Source organism: Gordonia effusa NBRC 100432 (assembly GCF_000241305.1).
GTDB lineage: Bacteria > Actinomycetota > Actinomycetes > Mycobacteriales > Mycobacteriaceae > Gordonia > Gordonia effusa.
On record NZ_BAEH01000042.1, the window covers coordinates 1 to 21310 of the forward strand.

The following is a 21310-nucleotide window of genomic DNA, read 5'->3' on the forward strand; positions in this document are numbered from 1 at the left end:
CATGTGAGGATTCGACCCAATCGTGCGGACTCTCGGCGCGCTCCTGATAGCCGGTCAGTCCCCCACGCTGACGAAGCTGATCGAAGCCATCCCGACGTCCGGTGATGATCTTGTGCACGTAACACTGATGGCCGGTGTCGAAGATGACCGGGTCATGCGGCGAGTCGAAAACCCGATGGATCGCGAGCGTCAATTCCACTACACCGAGATTGGGGCCAAGATGTCCGCCACTCGCGGAGACCTTCTCGATGAGGAATTCTCGGATCTCGCGGGCTAACTCGGCCATTTCCCGCTGGTCCAGCCCAACCAGATCCGCCGGAGAGCTGATCCTGTCCAGCACCCTCATCGCCATCCTCCTCATCGGTCCCACCCCTGCCCAACGTCCGGGCCGGCGGTCCACTCGTCACCACGACGCACAGCCGCGCTCGCGTCACCGTTTAGTCTTCGGTCAGTCTACGGACTCACCTAACCCGACCTCACGCATCCGTCGGTGGTTAAAGCCCGAAGGTGATCAACCAGACACCCGAACCAGTGCCGCGATCGCCTCGACGTGATGCGTCCGCGGGAACGCATCGAACCCGCGGACCTCCACCACCCGGTACCCGTGCTCGACGAAGAGACCCAAGTCCCGCGCGAACGCGGCTGCATCGCACCCAACGTGCACGACGACATCGGGAGCGGCCGCGGCAACCGTCGCCACTACATCGCGGCCCGCGCCGCTGCGTGGAGGGTCGAGCACAACGACATCTGGCGCGGGCAATGTCCCCGCTACCGCCTGCGTCGCTCCTCGATGGACGCTGACTCCCCGATCACCCAGCGTGACCGTCGCCGCGTCGAGTGCGGTGGCATCGGTGTCGACCACATGCGCCTGTCCCAGTTCGGCGCCGCTCGAGGCCGCGGCGTCGACGAGCGCAGCGGTGAACACCCCGACGCCGCCATAGAGATCCCAGAGCGTCATACCACCGGCCAAACCCCGGTACTCGGATACCAACTCGACGACCGCGTCGGAATAGACCTGCGGCGCTCGGCGATGTGCCTGCCAAAAGCCAGTCGACGGAATTCGCCACTCACGCGAACCAACGATGAACGACGCCGTCGACGACCCCGCGACCAAATGCGTCATCCGACGTTCTGCCCGCGCGCGATGCCGTTGCGCTTGCGCACGTCGCTGCCCGCCCGCACGTCGCGGAACATCGCCTCGCGGAGCGGGCGCCAGCTCGACAACATGCACCTGCTCACGTCCATCTCGCACCACGACGACTTCGCTCCCCGGCTGATACCGGTGCTCGTGAACGGTCGAATACATCTGTCGATGCAATGCGATACACGGCTCGGTCACAATCGCGGCGTCGCGATGCCGATGAAAACCGGGATGACCTTCACCGTCGACGCTCAACCGCGCGCGTACCCGCCACTGCGAGCCCGCGTCGGGACCGGCGTACAGACCCTCATCGGGTTCACTCAGCGACTCCACCCGAACCTCGACGTCGGGCAGCCGGCCCACCCGCGTCAACGTGTCGGCGAGCACCTGCGATTTCAGTTCACGCCCATGATCGAGCGTCACATACGACAGGTCGCAGCACCCGGCACCGGCCGCCGCGGCCGGACACGCAGGCTCGATGCGATGTGGACTCGGCTCAAGAATCTCGATTGCGTCCGCGTGGCAGAACGACGGCTTGCGATCGTCGACGACGACGGCACGAACGCGTTCGCCGGGAAGACCACCCCGCACGAACACCACCCGTCCGTCGACTCGCCCAACTCCCGCGCCACCATGTGCGAGGCGGTCCAGCGTGAGTTCCACCTCGCGTTCCGACCACGCGCCCGGCCGCGTCGGCACCGCGTCGCTCACCGGTTGTCGGAGGTATCGCCGAGGGCCCGACGCACGTCGCCCGGCGCGGTGTAGACGGCATCGTGGTTCTTTCGCCGATCCGACGAAGTCAACTGCCACGGCACCGATGTCACCATCACCCCGGGCTCGAACAACAATCGTCCCTTGAGGCGCAGCGCGGACTGGTTGTGCAGAATCTGCTCCCACCAATGTCCGACGACATACTCCGGGATGAAGACAGTGATGACGTCACGCGGCGACTCCCGGCGCACGCGCCGGACATAGTCGATGACCGGCCGCGTGATCTCCCGGTAGGGCGATGCGATCACCTTGAGCGGCACGGTGATATCGCTAGCCTCCCACTGCGACACCAGCTTTCGGGTATCGCGGTCGTCGACGTTGACGGTGATCGCTTCCAGCGTGTCCGGCCGGGTCGCACGTGCGTATCGTATGGCTCGTTTGGTTGCCAGGTGCAGCGTCGACACCAGCACAACCGAGTGAGTACGACTCGGTAATACCTCGTCGTCTTCGGTCGAGTCCAGTTCGATCTGAACCGTCGCGTAGTGATGGTGGATCAGCTTCATAATGACGAACAGAATCACCATCGCGACAATCGCGATCCAGGCACCGGCCGCGAATTTGGTGATCAACACAATCACCAACACGGTCGCGGTCATCACCAGCCCGATCGCGTTGATGATCCGGGAGCGGTACATGCGCTTGCGCGCACGTGGATCGGTCTCGGTCCGCAGATGTCGCGTCCAGTGCCGAACCATGCCTGTCTGGCTGAGTGTGAAGGAGACAAACACTCCGACGATGTAGAGCTGAATTAGGGCGGTTACTTCCGCGCCGAATGCCACGACAAAGATGATCGCCGCGACGGCCAGGAAGACAATTCCGTTGCTGAACGCCAATCGATCGCCACGAGTGTGCATCTGACGCGGCAGGTATCGATCCTGGGCGAGCACCGAACCCAACACCGGGAATCCGTTGAACGCGGTATTCGCGGCGAGCATCAAGATAAGCGCCGTGGCAACGGCGACAACATAGAACGCCGGGGTGAATCCACCGAAGATCGCATGCGCCAACTGCGCGATCATGGACTTCTGCTGGTAGCCGTCCGGCGCTCCGATCAGATCCTTTGCGGGATCGGCGACGTATTTGACCCCGGCCTCCTGCGCCATCAGAACCAGCCCCAATAGCAAAACGATTGAGAAACCGCCGAGCAAGAGCAGCGTGGTCGCAGCGTTACGTGACTTAGGTTTACGGAAGGCCGGTACGCCGTTACTTATCGCCTCGACACCGGTCAATGCGGCACAGCCCGAAGAGAATGATCTAGCGAGTAAGAACACAAATGCCAACCCGACAAGATGACTGTCTTCGGCACGCAACTCGAAGCCCGCGCTCTCCGCCTCTATCGGCCGATTCAGAACCACGTCGATCGCGCCCCAGATCAACATCACCGCGACACTCACGATGAACAGATAGGTCGGAATGGCAAGCAGCGCACCGGATTCCTTGATGCCGCGCAGGTTAACCGCCGCGAGCAGCGCGATTGCGAGAACGGAGAAGAAGACCTTGTTGTCGTGCACGAGCGACGACGTCGAGCCGATATTCTCCATCGCCGACGAGATCGACACCGCCACGGTGAGCACATAGTCGACGAGTAGCGCGCTACCCACGGTGAGGCCGGCGTTAGGCCCCAGATTGACCGTCGCCACCTCGTAGTCACCACCGCCGGACGGATACGCGTGCACATTCTGGCGATAACTGGCGACGACGACAACCATCACAAGTGCCACCGCTACCGCCACCCACGGCGCATAGACGAAGGCAGACAGCCCGGCTACCGAAAGGACCAGGAAGATTTCCTGCGGGGCGTACGCCACCGACGACATCGCGTCGGACGCGAAGACCGGCAACGCGATACGTTTAGGCAGCAACGTATGACCGAGTTTGTCACTGCGGAACGGACGTCCGAGCAGCAACCGCTTGGTCGCTACCGACACCGTGGAGAGTGTGGACACCCAGCAAACATTAGGGCCTACGCAACCGCACCGCCATCGCCACCCCGGTCGACAATCGACATTCGTCGACAGCAACCGCTCAGATCGGGCAGGACGGGCACTGCGCAGACATCCCCACTGCCCGGCACATCAATCGGGTACGGTCATGGCGTGCAGGTAGTCATCATGGGGTGCGGCCGCGTCGGTTCGTCGCTGGCCATGGCAATGCAAAAGCGTGGTCATTCGGTTGCGATCATCGATCGAGACGAGGTCGCGTTTGCCCGTCTGAGCCCGCAATTCACCGGTACCAAGGTGCGCGGTGTTGGATTCGACCGAGACATCCTCATCCGCGCGGGTATCGAGTCGGCAGATGCGTTCGCGGCAGTGTCGTCGGGCGACAATTCGAACATCATTTCCGCGCGCGTTGCCCGCGAAACTTTCGGCGTAGAACGTGTCGTGGCTCGGATCTACGATGCTCGGCGCGCGGAAGTCTATGAGCGCCTTGGTATTTCGACGGTTGCGACCGTCCCGTGGACCACCGAACGATTCGTGTCCGAACTTGGCGAAACATCGACGACCGCTGAGTGGCGCGACCCTTCCGGAGCCCTGGTGATCATTCGACTCGACATCCATGAATCGTGGATCGGCACCTCGGTCGGCAAGTTCCAGGAGCTGACCGGCGCCCGCGTGTCATTCCTCGAACGCGTCGGCCGAACCATCCTGCCCGACGTCAAAACGGTCCTGCAGCAGGACGACCTGATCTTTGCCGCCGTGCTGACCGACAACGTAGCCAACGCCCGCGCACTCGCCGCGGCACCGCGAGAGACCACCGAATGACGATTAATCCGACGTCCGCCGACGCAGCGACAACAGAACAGGTGGGAAGTCGATGAAAGTTGCCATCGCCGGAGCAGGCGCCGTCGGGCGTTCGATCGCCCGTGAGCTACTGGTCAACTCCCACGAGATCACTCTGATCGAGCGCGACCGCGGCCACATCGACGAGAGTTCGGTAGACGGGGCGCAATGGCTGCTTGGCGATGCGTGCGAGCTATCCAATCTCGAGCAGGCCGACTTGCAAAGCTACGACGTCATGATCGCGGCTACTGGCGACGACAAAGCCAACTTGGTGATCAGTCTGCTCGCCAAAACCGAATTCGCGGTCAACCGTGTTGTCGCACGCGTCAACGACCCGCGTAACGAATGGCTTTTCGGCGAGGAGTGGGGCGTCGACGTCGCGGTATCGACCCCACGAATACTTGCCTCATTGGTCGAAGAGGCGGTCTCGGTCGGAGACTTGGTGCGGCTCATGACATTTCGCCAAGGTCAGGCAAATCTCGTCGAACTCACCCTGCCCGACAACACCCCGCTCGCCGGGCGCCCGGTCGGCAAGCTCAAGCTGCCCCGCGACGCTGCGCTGGTGACGATTCTGCGCGGAGGACGGGTGATCGTGCCGCAATCCGACGATCCGATCGAAGGCGGCGACGAGTTGGTGTTTATCGCCCCGGTCGAAGCCGAAGCCGAGCTGCATACCGCGATGGAACTGGGTTAGGCACCGAAACTCGGGCTAACACCAACTCGCTAAGAGCCGGCCTTGATGTCGGGCCCGGGTTTGTTAGTGGGGTTAGCCTTGGTGCTGGGCTCAGCTTTGAGGCTCGGCTCTGCGTTGAGGCCCGGCGCTTCTTCGACGTCGGGCTCTACCTCGACAAGTTCACGCTCGTCCCGTTCCGCACGCCGGACGAGCAGTACTGTGCCCAGAACCGCCGCAGCGGTCAGCGGCCATCCCATGCCAATTCTCGCGACCGCCAGCCAACCAGTGTGACTGGTGTCATAGAGCGAGGACTGCACGATATAGCGGGCACCGAAGACAACCGCCCACAATGCGGTGGCAAGGTCGTAGGCCAATAACGTCGGGCGATGTTTACGCCACGCGTGGCCATTGCCGTTGATCGCATTCCACGCGACACCGACCAGCGGCCACCGCAGCAGGATCGACAGAACAAAGACGCCGGCGTAGGCGAGCATGGTCCAGATGCCGAATAAGAAATAGCCCTTCGCATCGCCGGTTCGGTGCGCGATGAACGCGCAGATAGCCACACCCAACAAGCCCGAAATAGCGGGATTCAAGGGCTCGCGACGTACCAGCCGAATGGCGAATATCACTACCGCGCACACCAGCGCGGCGATGATGGCGCCGGTCAGACCGAAGGCCATATTAGCCGGCACGAAAACGACGACTGGAAGCGTCGAGTAGATCAGTCCGGAGACGCCGCCCATCTGCTCCAGCAGGGTGGCTGTCTCCCGCGCGGGTTCGTCGGCGGCAGGGCGTGCGGCATCGTCGACAGACTCGGTGTGATCGGTGTCGTGCTCGGTGGGCCCCGGTTCCTTACTCGTCGGCACCATCAAGCTCGTAGTACGGGTTGTAGATGACTTTCTCGCCGTCTTGTTGCGCCAACCGCCCCCGAACGGTCAACTTGCGACCCGGCTCAATCCCCGGAATTCTGTTGCGTCCCAACCACTTCAGGAGAACAGTATCGGTGCCGTCGAAGAACTCCGCTTTCACGCCGGTATGTGCGGCCTTCGAGCAGGTCTGTACCGAACGCAATTCCCCGTGGATATTGACTTCTTCGCCACGCGTACATTCCGATGCACATTGCGCACCGCGCGCACGCGATTGAGATGCGATTTCCTCAGCGTCCGCGGTGTCGAGATCCTCGACCAATTTCCGCGTCAGACGCTTCAGATAACCAGTTGCAGCCATCCCACCCTCCCCGGGCGATCAGTTCGTAGTTCGTTGAGTACGCGATGGGCTTACCGGCACTCCTATCGGCCACTGTAGACCTCGCCGCACGACGACTCCACCGGGCGGGGCATCATCAGTTGACATGGCTGCCTACCCACCCGCCCGAGCGCTGGTCGCGATGCCCGGCACCGGCTCCGACGCCGACTACGTTCGTCGTGCCTTCGGGCGTGCCGCGTCGACTCTCGGCATCGATCTGATCGCTCTGGAGCCCACGGCGAATCTCGTCGGCGGTTATCTCGACGGGCTCGCCGACGCAGTACGCACACACCGCAGAATTCTGGTCGGCGGTGTGTCCATTGGCGCGAGTATTGCCACCTCGTGGGCGCTGCGCAACACGCCGACCTGCGCCGGAGTCCTGGCCGCATTACCGCCGTGGACCGGTGATCCGGGCGAGAGCGTCGCCGCGGCATCAGCCTTGGCGACCGCGTCGGCATTACGACGCGACGGACTCAACGCCACCGTCGAAGCGATGGTCGCTGGCAGCCCCGGCTGGCTGGCAGACGAGTTGACCCGTTCATGGCGGCGGCTGTACCCAGATCTGCTCGACCAGCTGGACGCCGCGGCGTCATTCGTTGGTCCGACTCTGGCTGAACTGGCCGGTCTGGATGTACCGCTGGCGATCACGGTGGCCACCGACGATCCCATCCATCCGGTCGGCGTCGGCCGCAGTTGGGCGTCGGCCGCGCCGCACACGGCACTTCGCGAAGTGACTTTGACGGAATGGGGAACCAACGCGGCGCTGCTGGGCGATAACTGCGCGCGAGGATGGCTGGAGCTGACCCGGTCAGCTCGTCCTATGGCTTAGGCTGACGCAACTGCTGCAACGCCGAACCCGACCTCGGGGGTGCGTCAACCTCGGCGGGAGCAGCGTCACCCAATTCGACGCCGGGATCGTCGGCGTTGCCGAGTGTGTCCGCCACTTCCACTCCGGGCGGCAGATTGTCCGGAGCGAATGCCCCGCCGGTAGCCATTTCCTGCTGTGCGGAAGCGACCTGCTCGGCCAGGATCTGCGGGAGCACGACAGGCAGCGGCTCACGCGGCGGGAACGGGTCCGACCCGCGCCGGACCACGGTCTCGGCCAATACCGCGCGGGATAGTTGGGCCAGATGCTCGCCGTGTTCCGCCGGACCGCTGGCGATGCAGCGCAACATCCAGCGCGGGCCGTCGACGCCGAGGAAACGATGCACTTCACCGGGCACTTCGGCAACAATCTCCCGACCCCAATGGCCATCTTCGACGCGAGTCGCCGCGCCCTCCGAGCGAATCGATTCCGCCAGCTCACGGACTACCTCACGCCATTGGCCGGGGGATTTCGGCGCCGCATATGCCGCCACCGTGATGCGGCCGATCGGCGTGATCAGATAGACGGCTTCAGGTTGATGGTCAATGGTCATTTCGACGCTGACCTGTCCCCCCTCAACCACCGGCACCAGCACCGATCCCAGATCGAGGTGTGATTGGGCGAGTTCTTCGTCGGTGTTGGTCAGCGACTCGATGTCATATGGGCCAGCGGCGTCGCCGAGCGTATACGTCTGCGGCTGATCAGCCTTGCCGCTGCGGATTCCTGCCATCTGTGCTGTTGCCTCCTTGGTTCAGGCCCCTGGGGAAACCGCGCCCTCATGCAGGCGCGCGTGCCCTCCGCTGGAGCCATAGCCGCCCGCACCGCGGCTGGTCTCGTCAAGTTCGTCGATTTCAACGAGGTCGGGTAACTCCACGCGCTGGACGATCAACTGTGCGATGCGGTCGCCGCGCGCGATGGCAATGGACTCGTCGCGATCGAGATTAATCAAGCAAACCTTAATTTCGCCTCGATAACCCGCGTCCACGGTCCCCGGCGTGTTGACAATGGACAGTCCCGTTCGCGCCGCTAACCCCGACCGCGGATGGATAAGGCCGACCGTGCCGACCGGTAAGGCAATGGCGATACCCGTGCCGACCAACTGTCGACGGCCCGGGGCCAATTCGAAATCGATCGTCGAGAATAGGTCAACGCCGGCATCGCCCGGGTGCGCACGTACCGGCATCGGCAGATCGCGATCGAGTCGCTTGACGCGAAGTACGTTGGTGGTCGACTGCGGTGAAATTTCGCTGGACACCCCCGCAGACTACGCTGGGTCGAGTGTCATCCCCGCAAACGCCGTCCGGCGCGGCCGGTAATCCGGCTCCGTCCTACGTCTATTCAGAGCGCTTGTATGTGCCCGCCTGGTGGTGGCTCGCCGGCGCGGTCGTCACCGGAGTTCTCGGCTACGAGGTCTCCCTAGCCGCACACGGCGCCCTGTGGAGCATCGCTGGCTATGTGGTGTTCGCGGTAGTCATCGGCTGGTTGCTGTGGTCGATGGGACGAATTCGCATCCGCGTCACCTCCGACGGTGAGTTGATCGCCGACAAGGCGACCCTGCCACGGTCGGTCATCGACCGTGCGGCGTCGGTTCCCCCGACGGCCAAGAGCGCCGCGCTTGGGCGTCAATTAGATCCGGCGGCATATCTGATGCACCGAGCCTGGGTAAAGCAGATGGTGCTGTTGGTGCTCGACGATCCAGACGATCCAACACCCTATTGGCTGGTATCCACCAGGCATCCCGAGCAAGTTCTCGCCGCCCTTGATCTCACCGACGCACGTCATCAAGCGGTTTCGAAGAAGTCCGAGTCGGACTGACGTCCCCGGCAACCAAAGTGACCGTGCCACCGTGCATCTGGCATTCTTGGCCACAAACTTCCCTACTCGCGTATCGCGCGACAACCCGACCGCCGAGGAGCCCAGCATGACAGTCATCAGACGTCAGGTAGTCGCCAACGCACCGCGTGAACTCGCCTTCGCTCACGTCAACAACTACAGGAGCGTCCCGACGTGGATGTTCGGCGTCACCAAGTTCACTCCACTCACGGAGCAGACCGAAGGCCTCGACTCGACCTTCGACGCCACAATGAAAATCGGACCCAAGTCGCTGCACAGCACTTTGCGGACCACCGAATGGGTGGAGAACGAACTCATAAAGTTGGAATCAATCGACGGTATCAGCGCCGGAACCACCTGGCGTTTCGCCGATGCCGAGGGCGGCCGCACGGCCGTCGATGTCGAATTCGCCTATAACCTGCCCGGCGGGCTGGCCGGGCGCGCACTGGCCGCGATCATCGAACCTGTTGTCGGACAAGCGATTCGATACACCGAAACGACGCTCACCAAACAGGTCGAGGCCGCGGCATCAGCGCCGGAAGAATAAACGCGGCAGAAACTAGCGGAGTACCCGCTAGCCTGCCGCCATCGCACGGTCGCGCCGATTAGGCGCAATCAACACAAATCATCTCGCTGCCGTTCTCGTGATCGAGACGGCTGCGGTGGTATACGAGAAAGCAACTCGTACAGGTGAATTCGTCTGCTTGCTTCGGCACGACCCGCACCGACAGTTCTTCTCCGGAGAGGTCGGCACCGGGTAGCTCGAAGGATTCCGCGGTGTCACCCTCGTCGACGTCAACCGACGACGACTGGGCTTCACTACGGCGGGCCTTCAGTTCCTCCAGCGAATCCTCACCGATCTCTTCAGATTCGGTGCGACGCGGAGCATCGTAGTCAGTAGCCATATTCCCGCCTTATTCATTGTCATCACGCAGTCTGTCGCCGCGTGTTCAACGCCACATTCCAACTCGTGGCCGGGTGTCGTTGTGCTGCACCGATGAGCCGTGGTTACGCGCATCGGTCGGTGTTACAACGCCACTACCCCTACATTTGTTGCCGCCGATCGTGGGCCATTCCAGTGACATTCATCACAGAACGGAAGTATTGCTGGGCCGTTTCTCCCGGACCGGGCGCGCCACAATATAGCCCACTGTAGACATGCGGTCAACATCGTTGTCGGCGCGTGTGTCTCTGACTTGATCTCGGGCCGACACGAGTGGCACTGACGGCCGAGCGGACATCGGACCCCTTAGAGTGGTCGAGGATATCGACCAACCCCTGCCGACTCGTCTCAGATGTCCGGGGATCGACCGCGAATGAGGTGCATAGCGCGTGGTGAGCAACATTACGCAGGGTCGGGCGACCGACCGGCGTGGACGGCCATTTCGGCGCCGTATCGCCCTACCCGCCCTGATTCTGGTTGCGGCACTCGCGCTCGCCGGCGTCGTCGCCTGGTCGGTGGTGCTAAGCAGTGGCGACGACGAAAGTGTCGCGGTGGACTGCAACCAGCCGACGATCGCCACCCCCACGACGTCGGGCGCGACACCAGCCCCGGCCTCGACGTCGACGGCGGCTCCAAAACTCACCGCGGCATCCCGTGACGACATGCTCACCGTCGCCCCCGCGGCACTCACCACATTCTCTGTTCGCGTGCTCAACGCGTCGACCACGCGTGGCGCGGCACGGACAGTCTCCGATGACCTGATCGCGCAAGGGTTCACACCGACGCCTGACTCGGCCTTCGGTGACGACCCTCTCTACCCCAACCAGGACCTCAACTGCGTCGCTCAGATTCGGTTCGGTCCGGCCGGCAAGGCCAGCGCCGCGGCGGTATGGCTGGCCATCCCCTGCGCCCAACTCGTCGACGACGGCCGCGCTGGAACCAGCATCGACGTCGCGCTCGGTGAGAACTACAAAGCGCGCGAACAGAGCCAAGACGCCCAGGCGGCACTCGAAGCTTTGCGCTCGGCCGACCCCAAGGACCCCAAGACCGGAGTCGATCCTTCACTCGTCAAGGCTGTGCACTCAGCCAGTTGCTGACCTATCGCGAGGGTAGGTCGACGAGCGCACCAACCTCGTCCAGCACTCGCGTCATTTCTTGTGCCACACCGGGACTCAGCGCGATCGTCGGATGACCGTCGGTGGCGCGCGAGTTGGCGGGCGGCAGCGTGACCACCGCGCCGGCCTCCGCGGCGATCAGGCCACCGGCGGCCCAGTCCCACGGACTCAATCCGTGCTCGATATGCGCATCGACCGCGCCACTGGCCACCATGCAGAGGTCGAGCGCAGCGGCACCGACGCGGCGGATGTCCCGTATCCGGGGCAGCAGCGCCGCGATGATCTGCGCCTGCTGAGCGCGACGCTGTCGGTCGTACGCAAACCCGGTCGCCACCAGCGCCAGTGACGGATCGTCAATACCGCTGACCCGCAACCTCTCTCGCAGGCCGCCGGCGTGCCGATACGCCCCGCTTCCGGCAGCGGCCGCATAGGTAATCTCCCGCGCCACGTCGACGACGGCGCCTGCTACCGAAACGCCGTTGATCTGTGCGGCGACTGAAACCGCATACGCGGGAATCCCGTACATGAAGTTGACCGTGCCATCGATTGGATCAACCACCCAGCGCACGCCGCTGGGGATGTCGCGCGATCCGCCGCCCTCCTCACCGAGCATTTCCTCACCCGGCCGGTGTTGCGCGAGCAGATCGGCGATCAACGCCTCGGTTTCGGTGTCGGCGAGTGTCACCGGATCGGTCGGCGTCGATTTAGTCGACACGGCAGCGGAGCCGCTCGCAGTATCTGATGACTCGTAAACCGTTGTGCTGCCGAATAATTCGGGTCGACGTCGCCGGACATGGGCGGCGGCGGTTTGAGCGAGCTCGATAGCGACGAGCGCGAGATCGTCGGCGTCGGTGCGCAGCTGTCTGGATTCGGTCACGTTCCCAGTGTGTCATCGCCGTCGAATAACGTGTCACCGCGAGAGGTGCTCACCGCTCCGGCTTTGCCGTTAGCCTGATCACATCGAGTGTGCGACCCGCAAACGGAAAGGGCTTCGACAAGCCATGACAGACAACACAACTGGCCCCGGCCGACGCAGTTTCGGCATCGACGTCGGTGGGTCAGGTATCAAAGGCGGCATCGTCGATCTCGACACCGGCGAGCTCGTCGGTGAGCGCTTCAAAGTGCTCACGCCCCAGCCGGCGACTCCGGAGGCGGTCGCGCAGGGCATCGCCGACGTCGTCGCCCATTTCGACTGGTCCGGGTCAGTCGGCATTACACTGCCCGCCGTCGTGGCAGGCGGCGTCGCGCGTACCGCGGCGAATATCGACCATGGCTGGATCGGTACCGACGTCTACGAACTCTTCCGCCGGCATCTCGGCGATCGGCCGCTCTCGGTCCTCAACGACGCCGACGCCGCCGGGATGGCGGAATCGCGTTACGGCCAAGCGTCCAACGAGGTCGACGGCGTGGTCATCTTCCTGACACTGGGTACCGGCATCGGCTCGGCGATTCTCTATCACGGCCAACTGCTCCCCAATACCGAACTCGGCCATCTCGAGGTCCGCGGCAAGGAGGCCGAGCACCGCGCATCGTCGAAGGTGAAGGAGGACCACGGCTGGTCATATGAGAAGTGGGCGGAAAAGCTCTCCGAAGTGTTGCGTACGTATGAGGCGCTGTTCTCCCCCGCGTTATTCATCGCCGGCGGCGGTATCAGCCGCAAGTCGCATAAATGGATTCCGTTGCTAAGCAATGACACTCCGGTGGTTCCGGCGACGTTGTTGAACACCGCCGGGATCGTCGGCGCGGCGATGGCCGTCGATGTCGATCTACGGGTCTGATCCGGCCGCCCAATGAGGTCGCAGACCGCCTGAGTTGATCGCGCAACACCGCACTAGCTGGGCTTTTCTTCACCTTTTCTCAGGTGTCGTTACAATGTTCGTCAGCGGTGCGATCCGCACCAATAGCCCACCCGCACCGCGTGGTCCACCGACCCTCGGCGCGACTCCCCATCTGCTCGTCCGAAAGGTTGTACGTGGCTGCCTCCAAGACCCGTTCGGCGGAAACCGACACCGCCGACTCGGCTGCCACCGAGTCATCGACCGGTGACAACTCCACCGCCCGTAAGGCACCTGCCAAGCGCGCGCCTCGAAAGGCCGCCGCCAAGAAGGCACCAGCCCGCAAAGCTGCTGCGAAGAAAGCGCCGGCACGCAAAGCCGCTAGCAAGAAAGCAGCGCCCAAGGCCGCCGAAGGCACCGACGCCGTCAACGACTCGGACGCTATCGAGCAGAGTGAACTCGAAGAACCGTCGATCGATGACATCAGCGGTGCCGACGTCGACGTCGACCTGTCCGAAGATCTCGTCGACGACGACACCGAGGATGCCGAGACGACGAAGGCAGCCAAGGCTGGCTCCAAGTCCAAAGATAAAGACAAAGAAGAGTCCGATGAGCCGTCCGCAGCGGACAAGGCCTCCGGCGACTTCGTCTGGGACGAGGAAGAGTCCGAGGCGTTGCGCCAGGCTCGCAAAGACGCCGAACTCACCGCGTCGGCCGACTCGGTACGCGCGTACCTCAAGCAGATCGGCAAGGTCGCACTTCTCAACGCCGAGGAAGAAGTGCAGCTCGCCAAGCGGATCGAGGCTGGTCTGTTCGCCGCCGAGCGTATCCGCCGCATCATGGAGGCTGGCGAGAAACTTCCCCCGGCCCAACGTCGCCTCTACAGCGAGGTCGCGCGCGACGGTAACCGCGCCAAGAACCACCTACTCGAAGCAAACCTTCGCCTGGTGGTCTCGCTGGCCAAGCGCTACACCGGCCGCGGCATGGCCTTCCTCGACCTCATCCAGGAGGGAAACCTGGGTCTGATCCGTGCGGTCGAGAAGTTCGACTACACCAAGGGCTACAAGTTCTCCACCTATGCCACCTGGTGGATCCGGCAGGCCATCACCCGCGCGATGGCCGACCAGGCGCGCACGATTCGTATTCCGGTGCACATGGTCGAGGTGATCAACAAGCTCGGCCGCATCCAGCGTGAACTCCTGCAGGACCTCGGTCGCGAGCCGACTCCGGAGGAGTTGGCCAAGGAAATGGACATCACGCCGGAAAAGGTGCTGGAGATCCAGCAGTACGCGCGTGAGCCGATTTCCCTCGACCAGACCATCGGCGACGAAGGTGACAGTCAGCTCGGCGACTTCATCGAGGATTCCGAGGCTGTTGTCGCGGTCGACGCCGTGTCGTTCACCCTGCTGCAAGATCAACTGCAGTCCGTGTTGGAGACGCTGTCCGAACGTGAAGCAGGCGTCGTTCGACTTCGCTTCGGTCTCACCGACGGCCAGCCCCGCACCCTCGACGAGATTGGACAGGTGTACGGGGTGACTCGTGAGCGGATTCGGCAGATCGAATCGAAGACAATGAGCAAGTTGCGGCATCCGTCGCGTTCGCAGGTCCTGCGGGACTACCTGGACTAGTAATCCAACTGAACTACAAACAACTCCGGTCTCCGTCCGCGGTGGCCGGAGTTGTTTATTGTTGTTGCTCATGCTCGGCATTCTGCGTCCCTGCACGGCGCATCTCGACGACGACTTACGCGACCAATGGCGCGCGCACCTCTGCGGACTCTGCCTGTCTCTGCGCGATCATCATGGGCAGGCATACCGCACCATTACCAATACCGACGCCGTAGTATTGTCGATTCTTGTTGCCGCACAACAAGATTCGACCACTTCCTTACGCTCGGCCGGGCCCTGCCCGCTGCGCGCGATGCGTCGCGCCGACGTCGTCGACGCCTCCGATTTGGGCATCCGACTCGGCACGACGGCCTCACTGACATTAGCTAGCGCGCGTGCCGCCGACGTCGTCGCCGAACGGGAGCACGGACTGGCCACGCAGAGCCGCGTGCACTCCTGGACCGCGGGCCGCGCCGCGGGGTTGCTCCGACGGCGCGCCTTGGCCGACGGTGGCGTGGCACCCGTGGTCGACGTCGACGCCCTGCTCGCCGATCCGGCGGCGTCGGCACAGGCCGAACTCACCGGCCAGTCATTGGACGCTATTGTGGCGCCCACGGCACGCTCGGCGTCGGCGGTATTCGCAGCCAGTGCCGACCTTGCCGGGGTCGAAACCAACCGAGCCCCGCTGGCCGATATCGGCGCTGACTTCGGCGCATTCGCCCATCTGATCGACGCGGTGACCGACCGCGCCACCGACGTCGGCCGCGGTGATTTCAACCCGCTGGAGAAGACCGGCACCACCACCGAGCAGGTACGCGAAGACTGTCGTCGGCTCTATCGGGCGGTAGTCCGACGGTTCGACGACCTCACCCTGCACGACGATCGGCTACTACGCGTGACCCTCCTGGGAGGCATGCACCGCGCATTCCATCGAGTATTCGACGCCGCGCCGACCAGCGCTTCCCACAGCCCGCCGGATGGTTTTGACGGTCTAGTCCTCGGCCACCCGACCGACGTGCCGGCCCCGAACGACGAGCAAAAGGAACGGTGGCGCGACCGCTGCTTCGAAGAGTCCTGTGACTGCAGTTGCGACAGTTGTTGCGACTGCTGCGGGGACGATGGCTGCTGTAGCAGCTGTAACTGCTGCGATAGCTGTGATTGCGGCTGCGACTGCTGAAAGCGGATGCCCGCGAATCGACCTCGGCCCGCTGGCGACCAACGAAAGCAAAGACCCCCTGTGACATGACACACCCGGGGCCCGGGAACAAAACATGAACGCGGATCGTCTGACAGAGTAAGAGAGTCACGTCAACCCAGATGTGGCGCTCACGTTGGGACCGACACCTGGCAGTGTTGGCCCGGGACGGAGGAATCATGTCATCTGTTGTCACTACCCCCGATGTGTTCACGCCCCTGACTGCCGCAGACCGCTGCGATCGCTGCAGCGCCGCAGCAAAAGTACGGGCCAGCCTTCCGTCCGGCGGTGAGTTGCTCTTCTGCCGTCATCACTTCACCGAGCACGAAGCTCGACTCGCGGAACTGGGTGCGACCGTCGACCAGTCGGCCGCCGAACTCGTCTAGGACTCGTAACTACCTAAAATCAGCTCTCATCATCCCAGCAGCGCCCGGAATCCCGGGCGCTGCTGGCGTTTCAGCGCCACTCACGCAGCGCCTTGATCCTCTCGGTGAGTTGATCGGCGGTAGCCATGGCGGTCGGTGGACCACCGAGCCGTGAACGGAGTTCGTTGTGCACCATGCCGTGCGGCTTTCCGGTGCGATGGTGGTGCAGCGCGACGAGCGAGTTGAGTTCACGTCGTAGTTCGCCGAGATTCGCGCCGGTCGATGCGACTTTGGGAACGGCACCGTTCGGGTGACCGTTGGTCGATGCCACCTTGCGGTTATTGAGTTGCTCTTCCTGCCTGCGTGCGAGTAATTCGCGGACCTGACTCGCATCGAGCAGGCCGGGCAGGCCGAGGTAGTCCGACTCTTCGTCGCTGCCGGCCATCGTCGCCGTCCCGAAGGAAGCGCCGTCGTAGATGACCTGGTCAAGTTCTGCATCAGCGTGCAGCGATTGGAAGGCCGCTTCCTCTTCACCCGGTTCGTCTTTGCGCTTGTTGGCGTCGACCAGAAGCGCATCGTCGAGCCCATCCGACTCCCGATGTGGTTTACCGAGCACGTGATCGCGCTGTGCTTCCATCTCGCTGGCCAGACCAAGCAACACCGGAACCGACGGCAGGAATACGCTGGCCGTCTCGCCGACGCGACGCGACCGGACAAAGCGGCCGATGGCTTGCGCGAAATAGAGCGGCGTCGATGCGCTGGTCGCGTACACCCCGACCGCGAGCCTCGGGACGTCCACGCCCTCAGACACCATGCGAACCGCGACCATCCACTCATCTTCTGACGCCGCGAACTGTTCAATACGATCGGAGGAGCCGGGATCGTCGGAGAGCACCAAGGTCACCGGCTTACCACTGATCTCAGTCAGCAATTCCGCATAGTCTCGCGCGGTTGACTGATCGGTCGCGATGACCAGTCCGCCGGCATCGGTGATTCCCGACGCCCGCTTTTGCAATAGCCGCCGGTGGGCCGCACCCAGCACTGCCGGAATCCAGTCGCCATGTGGGTCGAGGGCGGTACGCCACGCTCGAGCGGTGTGTTCGGCCGACAACGGCTCGCCGAGTCGAGCGGTGAACTCCTCACCTGCGCTGGTTCGCCAACTCGCCTGACCCGAATAGGCCATGAACACGACCGGTCGCACGACGCCGTCACGAAGTGCATCGGCGTAGCCGTAGCTGTGGTCGGCTTTGGATCGCTTGACTCCGCCGGCTTCGTCCTCATAGGTAACGAACGGAATCTGCGAATCGTCCGACCGGAACGGCGTACCAGTCAGAGCGAGGCGGCGCTCCGCATCGGAGAACGCTTCACGGATCGCGTCACCCCATGACTTAGCGTCACCGCCGTGGTGGATCTCGTCGAGGACTACCAAAGTTTTTCGGTTCTCGGTGCGCACACGATGCTTGGACGGGTGTGAGGCGACCTGTGCGTAGGTCAGGACGACGCCGTCGAAATCCGAGCTGGTCTGCCCAACCGAGTTGCTGAAATTCGGGTCGAGCGCGATGCCGACACGCGCCGCAGCCGCGGCCCATTGATGTTTGAGGTGTTCGGTTGGGCATACGACGGTGATCGCGTCCACGGTGCGATCACCCAGTAGTTCAGCGGCAATCCGCAGACCAAACGTGGTCTTTCCGGCGCCGGGAGTCGCGACGGCTAAGAAATCACGCGGTTTGGTCGACAGGTATTTGGTCAACGCCCGACGCTGCCATGCTCGCAACGCCGGAGCAGCTGGTTTTTCGCTCACGAAAGACTTCCGCTCCTGCCCTAGAATCGACCACTATTCTAACCGGCCTGTACGACACGGCGAACCTGAGCACACGCGCGTCGCCACGATCGTGGATGCTAGATGCATCACTACACGCACTCGTAATCCGGCGCCATTGCCCGACGGTCGACCACCTGACCGCCGGAATCGAGCTGATTCCACCCCCACGACGTCGGCCGCTGACTCCGACGCCGATTCCACGGTAGATCCGGACTCGACGCCAACCGTTCCCATTCCACGCGAACCCGTCTTCCGCAACCTGCCGAAACTAGTGTGGCGGACCACCGTTGGCGCATTCGACGACGGAATCATCGGGTGGGCCGCACAGGCTGCCTTCTGGCAGGCGCTGTCTTTTCCACCGCTATTGCTCGGTTTGCTCGGCAGTATCGGCTACGTCAGCGGATGGTTCGGGCCGGACACGGTGGCGGTCATCCACGAACGGATCATCGCGTTCGCCAACCGCACCTTCTCCGAGAGCGTCGTCAACGATCTGATCGGACCGACGGTCAACGACGTCCTCGGTCGTGGTCGGGTCGGCGTGGTGTCGCTCGCCTTCGTGTTATCGCTATGGGCCGGGTCTGCGGCGGTGTCTTGTTTCGTGGCGTCCATCGCTCACGCGCATGGTCAGCATGAAGTCCGAAACCCGGTGTGGCAGAGGTTCTTTGCACTGTTTCTGTACATCGGCTTCTTATTCGCGGCCGTGTTCGTGTTACCGCTTGTCGCGGTCGGGCCGACCTATTTGCAGCGCATCGTGCCAAGTTCGTGGGGGTCGTTCGTCTCCACCCTCATCGATGTCGGCTACTTCCCCCTCGTGGCCGCGCTATTGGTCGCGATGCTCACCACGCTTTACCATCTCGCGCTGCCGACCCCGCTCCCCTGGCATCGCCTCATCGCCGGGGCCGTGCTCGCCGCAATTGTGTTCTGGATCGCCAGCTATATCCTGCGTCTGTACCTGACCGCGGTCACCCGGTCGGGCTACACCTACGGTGCGCTGGCCACTCCGATCGCGTTCCTGTTGTTCTGTTTCTTCCTCGGTTTCGCCGTCGTCCTCGGCGCCGAGTTCAACGCGGCCATCCAGTCCATCTGGCCAGCGAAACCGGCAGCGAGCAATCAAGTCAAAGAATGGGTGCACAACACCACCGCCGACATCACCGGCGGGATCAGACATCTGCCAGGCGGCTCGCGACGCGGCCCGAGAAGAGAAGACGCGAGCCCGCATCCCCCGGAACAGCGACGGAGAGACGCTGGACCAAGACCGCCCGGGTCGTGACTGAGGCCGCTGGTACGGGCCGAGCTACTCGCCCTTTTTCATGCGCGAGTAGATCTTCTTGCACTTGGGGCAGACCGGCGATCCCGGCTTGGCCGAACGGGTGACCGGGAAAACCTCTCCGCACAGCGCCACCACGTGAGTTCCCATGACCGCGCTTTCGGCGATCTTGTTCTTCTTCACGTAGTGGAAGACCTTGGGGCGATCTGAGTCGTCCGAATCGGTGGCGTCGGTGTCTGGAAGATCGTCGATGTCGACATCGGGGCGTTCAATCGTCTGTGTTCCCATATCCCTATTCTGCCCGACCGATCCTGCACGATCGATCCCCCACCAACGCCACCGACCCCGACCGTGCATTCATCACCTGAAAGTGGGACAGTGGAGACATGGGCCACTCAGGTATCGGACATCGGGATTCGCCCGAGACGTTTCTGATCACCGGGGCCGCGACCGGACTCGATGACCAGCATCGCGCACGGGTGCGTAAGTACCTCACGATCATGGCTATTCGCGTCCCCGCGCTGGTTGGTGCGGGTATCGCCTACAACATCACGCAGAACGGTTGGATCGCCCTGGCGATCGTCGCCGTATCGATCCCGTTGCCCTGGGTCGCGGTCCTGATCGCCAACGACCGGCCCCCGCGCAAACGAGGCGAAGTCGCGCACTACCTGCATGCCGATCACCGCGTTGCCGACTCACGAGCCCTGGGAAGTTCTCCCGTTACCCCAACGCCATACGGGCCGGCGATCGACGTTGACCTCGAGAAACACGTTCCGGCCAGCGACGATAAGACCTGATCGCGCGCTGGGAACTTTCCGCGTCACCTCCTCGTTGAGCCACTAAGAACGCACACGATGGAGGAGGCCGAATGTCTCGCACGTCAGTTAGCCCAACCCCGACCGCCACTAAGCGGCCGCCGATGACCGAACAAGATCTCGATGCGCAATCCCCCTCCGCTGACTTGGTACGCGTGTATCTCAATGGCATCGGCCGTACCGCGCTGCTGAACGCCGAGCAAGAAGTCGAACTCGCCAAGCAAATCGAAACTGGTCTCTACGCGAAACATGTTCTCGCCACCCGCAAGCGTCTGTCCGCGGTCAAGAAGCGTGACCTCGCTCAGATTATCCGCGAAGGTGAAGCTGCTCGCGCCCATCTATTGGAAGCCAACCTGCGTCTAGTCGTCTCACTCGCTAAGCGCTACACCGGTCGGGGCATGCCGCTGTTGGACCTCATCCAGGAAGGCAACCTCGGCCTGATCCGTGCGATGGAGAAGTTCGACTACGCCAAGGGATTTAAGTTCTCGACCTATGCCACCTGGTGGATTCGTCAGGCGATTACCCGTGGCATGGCCGATCAGTCGCGCACCATCCGTCTCCCCGTGCATCTCGTCGAGCAGGTCAACAAGCTCGCTCGTATCAAGCGCGAGTTGCACCAGCAGTTAGGTCGTGAAGCAACCGATGACGAGCTAGCCGCGGAGTCCGGCATCCCAGCCGAGAAGATCGCCGATCTTCTCGACCACAGTCGCGACCCGGTCAGCCTCGACATGCCAGTCGGCACCGACGAGGAAGCACCACTCGGTGACTTCATCGAAGACGCCGAAGCCACGTCTGCGGAGAACGCAGTGATCGCCGGTCTGCTTCATTCAGACGTACGCACTGTTCTTGGCACGCTCGATGAGCGTGAGCAGCAGGTTATTCGGATGCGCTTCGGCCTCGACGACGGCCAGCCGCGCACCCTCGACCAGATCGGTCGACTGTTCGGTTTGTCTCGTGAGCGTGTTCGCCAGATCGAACGGGAGGTCATGGTGAAACTTCGCCACGGCGACCGTGCCGAGCGGCTGCGCGCCTACGCCAGCTAGCTCGTTCGGGGCACTAGTCCTGACGTACCACGGATGTGGGACGTCAGGACTT

24 protein-coding genes are annotated in these 21310 nt (G+C 63.1%); 13 read left to right on the forward strand and 11 right to left on the reverse strand.

What is annotated here, in order from left to right:
- From GOEFS_RS07250 to GOEFS_RS07260, 3 genes are all read right to left on the reverse strand, one after another.
- On the reverse strand, positions 1-346 hold a 346-nt coding region (locus GOEFS_RS07250; protein WP_007317247.1), incomplete at its 3' end, for a 1-deoxy-D-xylulose-5-phosphate synthase N-terminal domain-containing protein.
- 165 nt (positions 347-511) lie between these two features.
- Positions 512-1852: a class I SAM-dependent RNA methyltransferase gene (locus GOEFS_RS07255; protein WP_007317248.1), complete on the reverse strand. Its 1341-nt coding sequence runs from the start codon at positions 1850-1852 to the stop codon at positions 512-514.
- A complete protein-coding gene (locus GOEFS_RS07260; protein WP_007317249.1) occupies positions 1849-3858 on the reverse strand; it encodes an APC family permease in 2010 nt (669 codons plus the stop codon). The genes GOEFS_RS07255 and GOEFS_RS07260 overlap by 4 nt, the downstream gene beginning before the upstream one ends.
- Before the next feature lie 150 nt (positions 3859-4008).
- On the opposite strand from GOEFS_RS07260, the gene GOEFS_RS07265 reads away from it, so the two are divergent.
- Together GOEFS_RS07265 and GOEFS_RS07270 are read left to right on the forward strand one after the other, a co-directional pair.
- Positions 4009-4674, forward strand: a complete 666-nt coding sequence (locus GOEFS_RS07265) for a potassium channel family protein (protein ID WP_040524692.1) — start codon at positions 4009-4011, stop codon at positions 4672-4674.
- Between the two features lie 52 nt (positions 4675-4726).
- A complete protein-coding gene (locus GOEFS_RS07270) occupies positions 4727-5386 on the forward strand; it encodes a potassium channel family protein (RefSeq protein WP_007317251.1) in 660 nt (219 codons plus the stop codon).
- Positions 5387-5415: 29 nt separating this feature from the next.
- On the opposite strand, the gene GOEFS_RS07275 is transcribed toward GOEFS_RS07270, so the two are convergent.
- Positions 5416-6237 carry a DUF3159 domain-containing protein gene (locus tag GOEFS_RS07275; protein WP_007317252.1) on the reverse strand — a complete coding sequence of 274 codons (822 nt, stop codon included), beginning with the start codon at positions 6235-6237 and terminating at the stop codon, positions 5416-5418.
- The gene (locus GOEFS_RS07280) at positions 6221-6595 is read right to left on the reverse strand and encodes an OB-fold nucleic acid binding domain-containing protein (RefSeq protein ID WP_007317253.1); all 375 of its coding nucleotides are present in this window, start codon (positions 6593-6595) and stop codon (positions 6221-6223) included. Before GOEFS_RS07280 ends, GOEFS_RS07275 begins: the two co-directional genes overlap by 17 nt.
- Positions 6596-6719: 124 nt before the next feature.
- Between GOEFS_RS07280 and GOEFS_RS07285 the strand changes: the two genes are divergently transcribed.
- A complete protein-coding gene (locus tag GOEFS_RS07285; RefSeq protein WP_007317254.1) occupies positions 6720-7442 on the forward strand; it encodes a hypothetical protein in 723 nt (240 codons plus the stop codon).
- Here the strand turns inward: GOEFS_RS07285 and GOEFS_RS07290 are convergent.
- Positions 7432-8208, reverse strand: coding sequence for a DUF3710 domain-containing protein (locus GOEFS_RS07290; RefSeq protein WP_007317255.1), 777 nt, complete (start codon positions 8206-8208; stop codon positions 7432-7434). The genes GOEFS_RS07285 and GOEFS_RS07290 overlap by 11 nt on opposite strands.
- Positions 8209-8229: 21 nt before the next feature.
- Complete coding sequence (gene dut / locus GOEFS_RS07295; RefSeq protein ID WP_007317256.1) at positions 8230-8733, reverse strand: dUTP diphosphatase; 504 nt, start codon at positions 8731-8733, stop codon at positions 8230-8232.
- A 23-nt stretch (positions 8734-8756) separates the two neighbouring features.
- On the opposite strand from dut, the gene GOEFS_RS07300 reads away from it, so the two are divergent.
- A complete protein-coding gene (locus GOEFS_RS07300; protein ID WP_050949816.1) occupies positions 8757-9293 on the forward strand; it encodes a DUF3093 domain-containing protein in 537 nt (178 codons plus the stop codon).
- A gap of 106 nt (positions 9294-9399) precedes the next feature.
- The gene (locus GOEFS_RS07305; protein WP_007317258.1) at positions 9400-9858 is read left to right on the forward strand and encodes an SRPBCC family protein; all 459 of its coding nucleotides are present in this window, start codon (positions 9400-9402) and stop codon (positions 9856-9858) included.
- Positions 9859-9916: 58 nt separating this feature from the next.
- Here the strand turns inward: GOEFS_RS07305 and GOEFS_RS07310 are convergent, their stop codons facing one another.
- Positions 9917-10216, reverse strand: a complete 300-nt coding sequence (locus GOEFS_RS07310) for a DUF4193 domain-containing protein (protein ID WP_007317259.1) — start codon at positions 10214-10216, stop codon at positions 9917-9919.
- Positions 10217-10643: 427 nt separating this feature from the next.
- On the opposite strand from GOEFS_RS07310, the gene cei reads away from it, so the two are divergent.
- Complete coding sequence (gene cei / locus GOEFS_RS07315) at positions 10644-11351, forward strand: envelope integrity protein Cei (protein ID WP_007317260.1); 708 nt, start codon at positions 10644-10646, stop codon at positions 11349-11351.
- Position 11352: 1 nt separating this feature from the next.
- Here cei and GOEFS_RS07320 read toward each other — a convergent pair whose 3' ends face one another.
- Complete coding sequence (locus tag GOEFS_RS07320) at positions 11353-12246, reverse strand: inositol monophosphatase family protein (protein WP_007317261.1); 894 nt, start codon at positions 12244-12246, stop codon at positions 11353-11355.
- A 124-nt stretch (positions 12247-12370) separates the two neighbouring features.
- Here GOEFS_RS07320 and ppgK point away from each other — a divergent pair, with 124 nt between their 5' ends.
- The 4 genes from ppgK (at position 12371) to GOEFS_RS07340 (ending at position 16332) form a co-directional block, all read left to right on the forward strand.
- On the forward strand, positions 12371-13147 hold the full coding sequence (gene ppgK / locus GOEFS_RS07325; RefSeq protein WP_007317262.1) for a polyphosphate--glucose phosphotransferase: 777 nt from the start codon (positions 12371-12373) through the stop codon (positions 13145-13147).
- A gap of 194 nt (positions 13148-13341) precedes the next feature.
- Positions 13342-14772 carry an RNA polymerase sigma factor gene (locus GOEFS_RS07330; protein WP_007317263.1) on the forward strand — a complete coding sequence of 477 codons (1431 nt, stop codon included), beginning with the start codon at positions 13342-13344 and terminating at the stop codon, positions 14770-14772.
- Positions 14773-14842: 70 nt separating this feature from the next.
- Complete coding sequence (locus GOEFS_RS07335) at positions 14843-15928, forward strand: DUF5685 family protein (RefSeq protein ID WP_040524694.1); 1086 nt, start codon at positions 14843-14845, stop codon at positions 15926-15928.
- 197 nt (positions 15929-16125) lie between these two features.
- Entirely contained in the window at positions 16126-16332 is a 207-nt protein-coding gene (locus GOEFS_RS07340) for a DUF7455 domain-containing protein (RefSeq protein WP_040524701.1), read from the forward strand.
- 70 nt (positions 16333-16402) lie between these two features.
- On the opposite strand, the gene GOEFS_RS07345 is transcribed toward GOEFS_RS07340, so the two are convergent.
- Positions 16403-18112 carry a DEAD/DEAH box helicase gene (locus GOEFS_RS07345; RefSeq protein ID WP_007317266.1) on the reverse strand — a complete coding sequence of 570 codons (1710 nt, stop codon included), beginning with the start codon at positions 18110-18112 and terminating at the stop codon, positions 16403-16405.
- Positions 18113-18248: 136 nt separating this feature from the next.
- Between GOEFS_RS07345 and GOEFS_RS07350 the strand changes: the two genes are divergently transcribed.
- A complete protein-coding gene (locus tag GOEFS_RS07350) occupies positions 18249-19403 on the forward strand; it encodes a YihY/virulence factor BrkB family protein (protein ID WP_007317267.1) in 1155 nt (384 codons plus the stop codon).
- 24 nt (positions 19404-19427) lie between these two features.
- Here GOEFS_RS07350 and GOEFS_RS07355 read toward each other — a convergent pair whose 3' ends face one another.
- Positions 19428-19688, reverse strand: coding sequence for a DUF3039 domain-containing protein (locus GOEFS_RS07355; RefSeq protein ID WP_007317268.1), 261 nt, complete (start codon positions 19686-19688; stop codon positions 19428-19430).
- 98 nt (positions 19689-19786) lie between these two features.
- Here GOEFS_RS07355 and GOEFS_RS07360 point away from each other — a divergent pair, with 98 nt between their 5' ends.
- Together GOEFS_RS07360 and GOEFS_RS07365 are read left to right on the forward strand one after the other, a co-directional pair.
- Positions 19787-20197: a DUF3099 domain-containing protein gene (locus GOEFS_RS07360; RefSeq protein WP_007317269.1), complete on the forward strand. Its 411-nt coding sequence runs from the start codon at positions 19787-19789 to the stop codon at positions 20195-20197.
- A gap of 71 nt (positions 20198-20268) precedes the next feature.
- Positions 20269-21258: a sigma-70 family RNA polymerase sigma factor gene (locus GOEFS_RS07365; protein WP_007317270.1), complete on the forward strand. Its 990-nt coding sequence runs from the start codon at positions 20269-20271 to the stop codon at positions 21256-21258.
- The last annotated feature ends 52 nt before the right edge of the window (positions 21259-21310 follow it).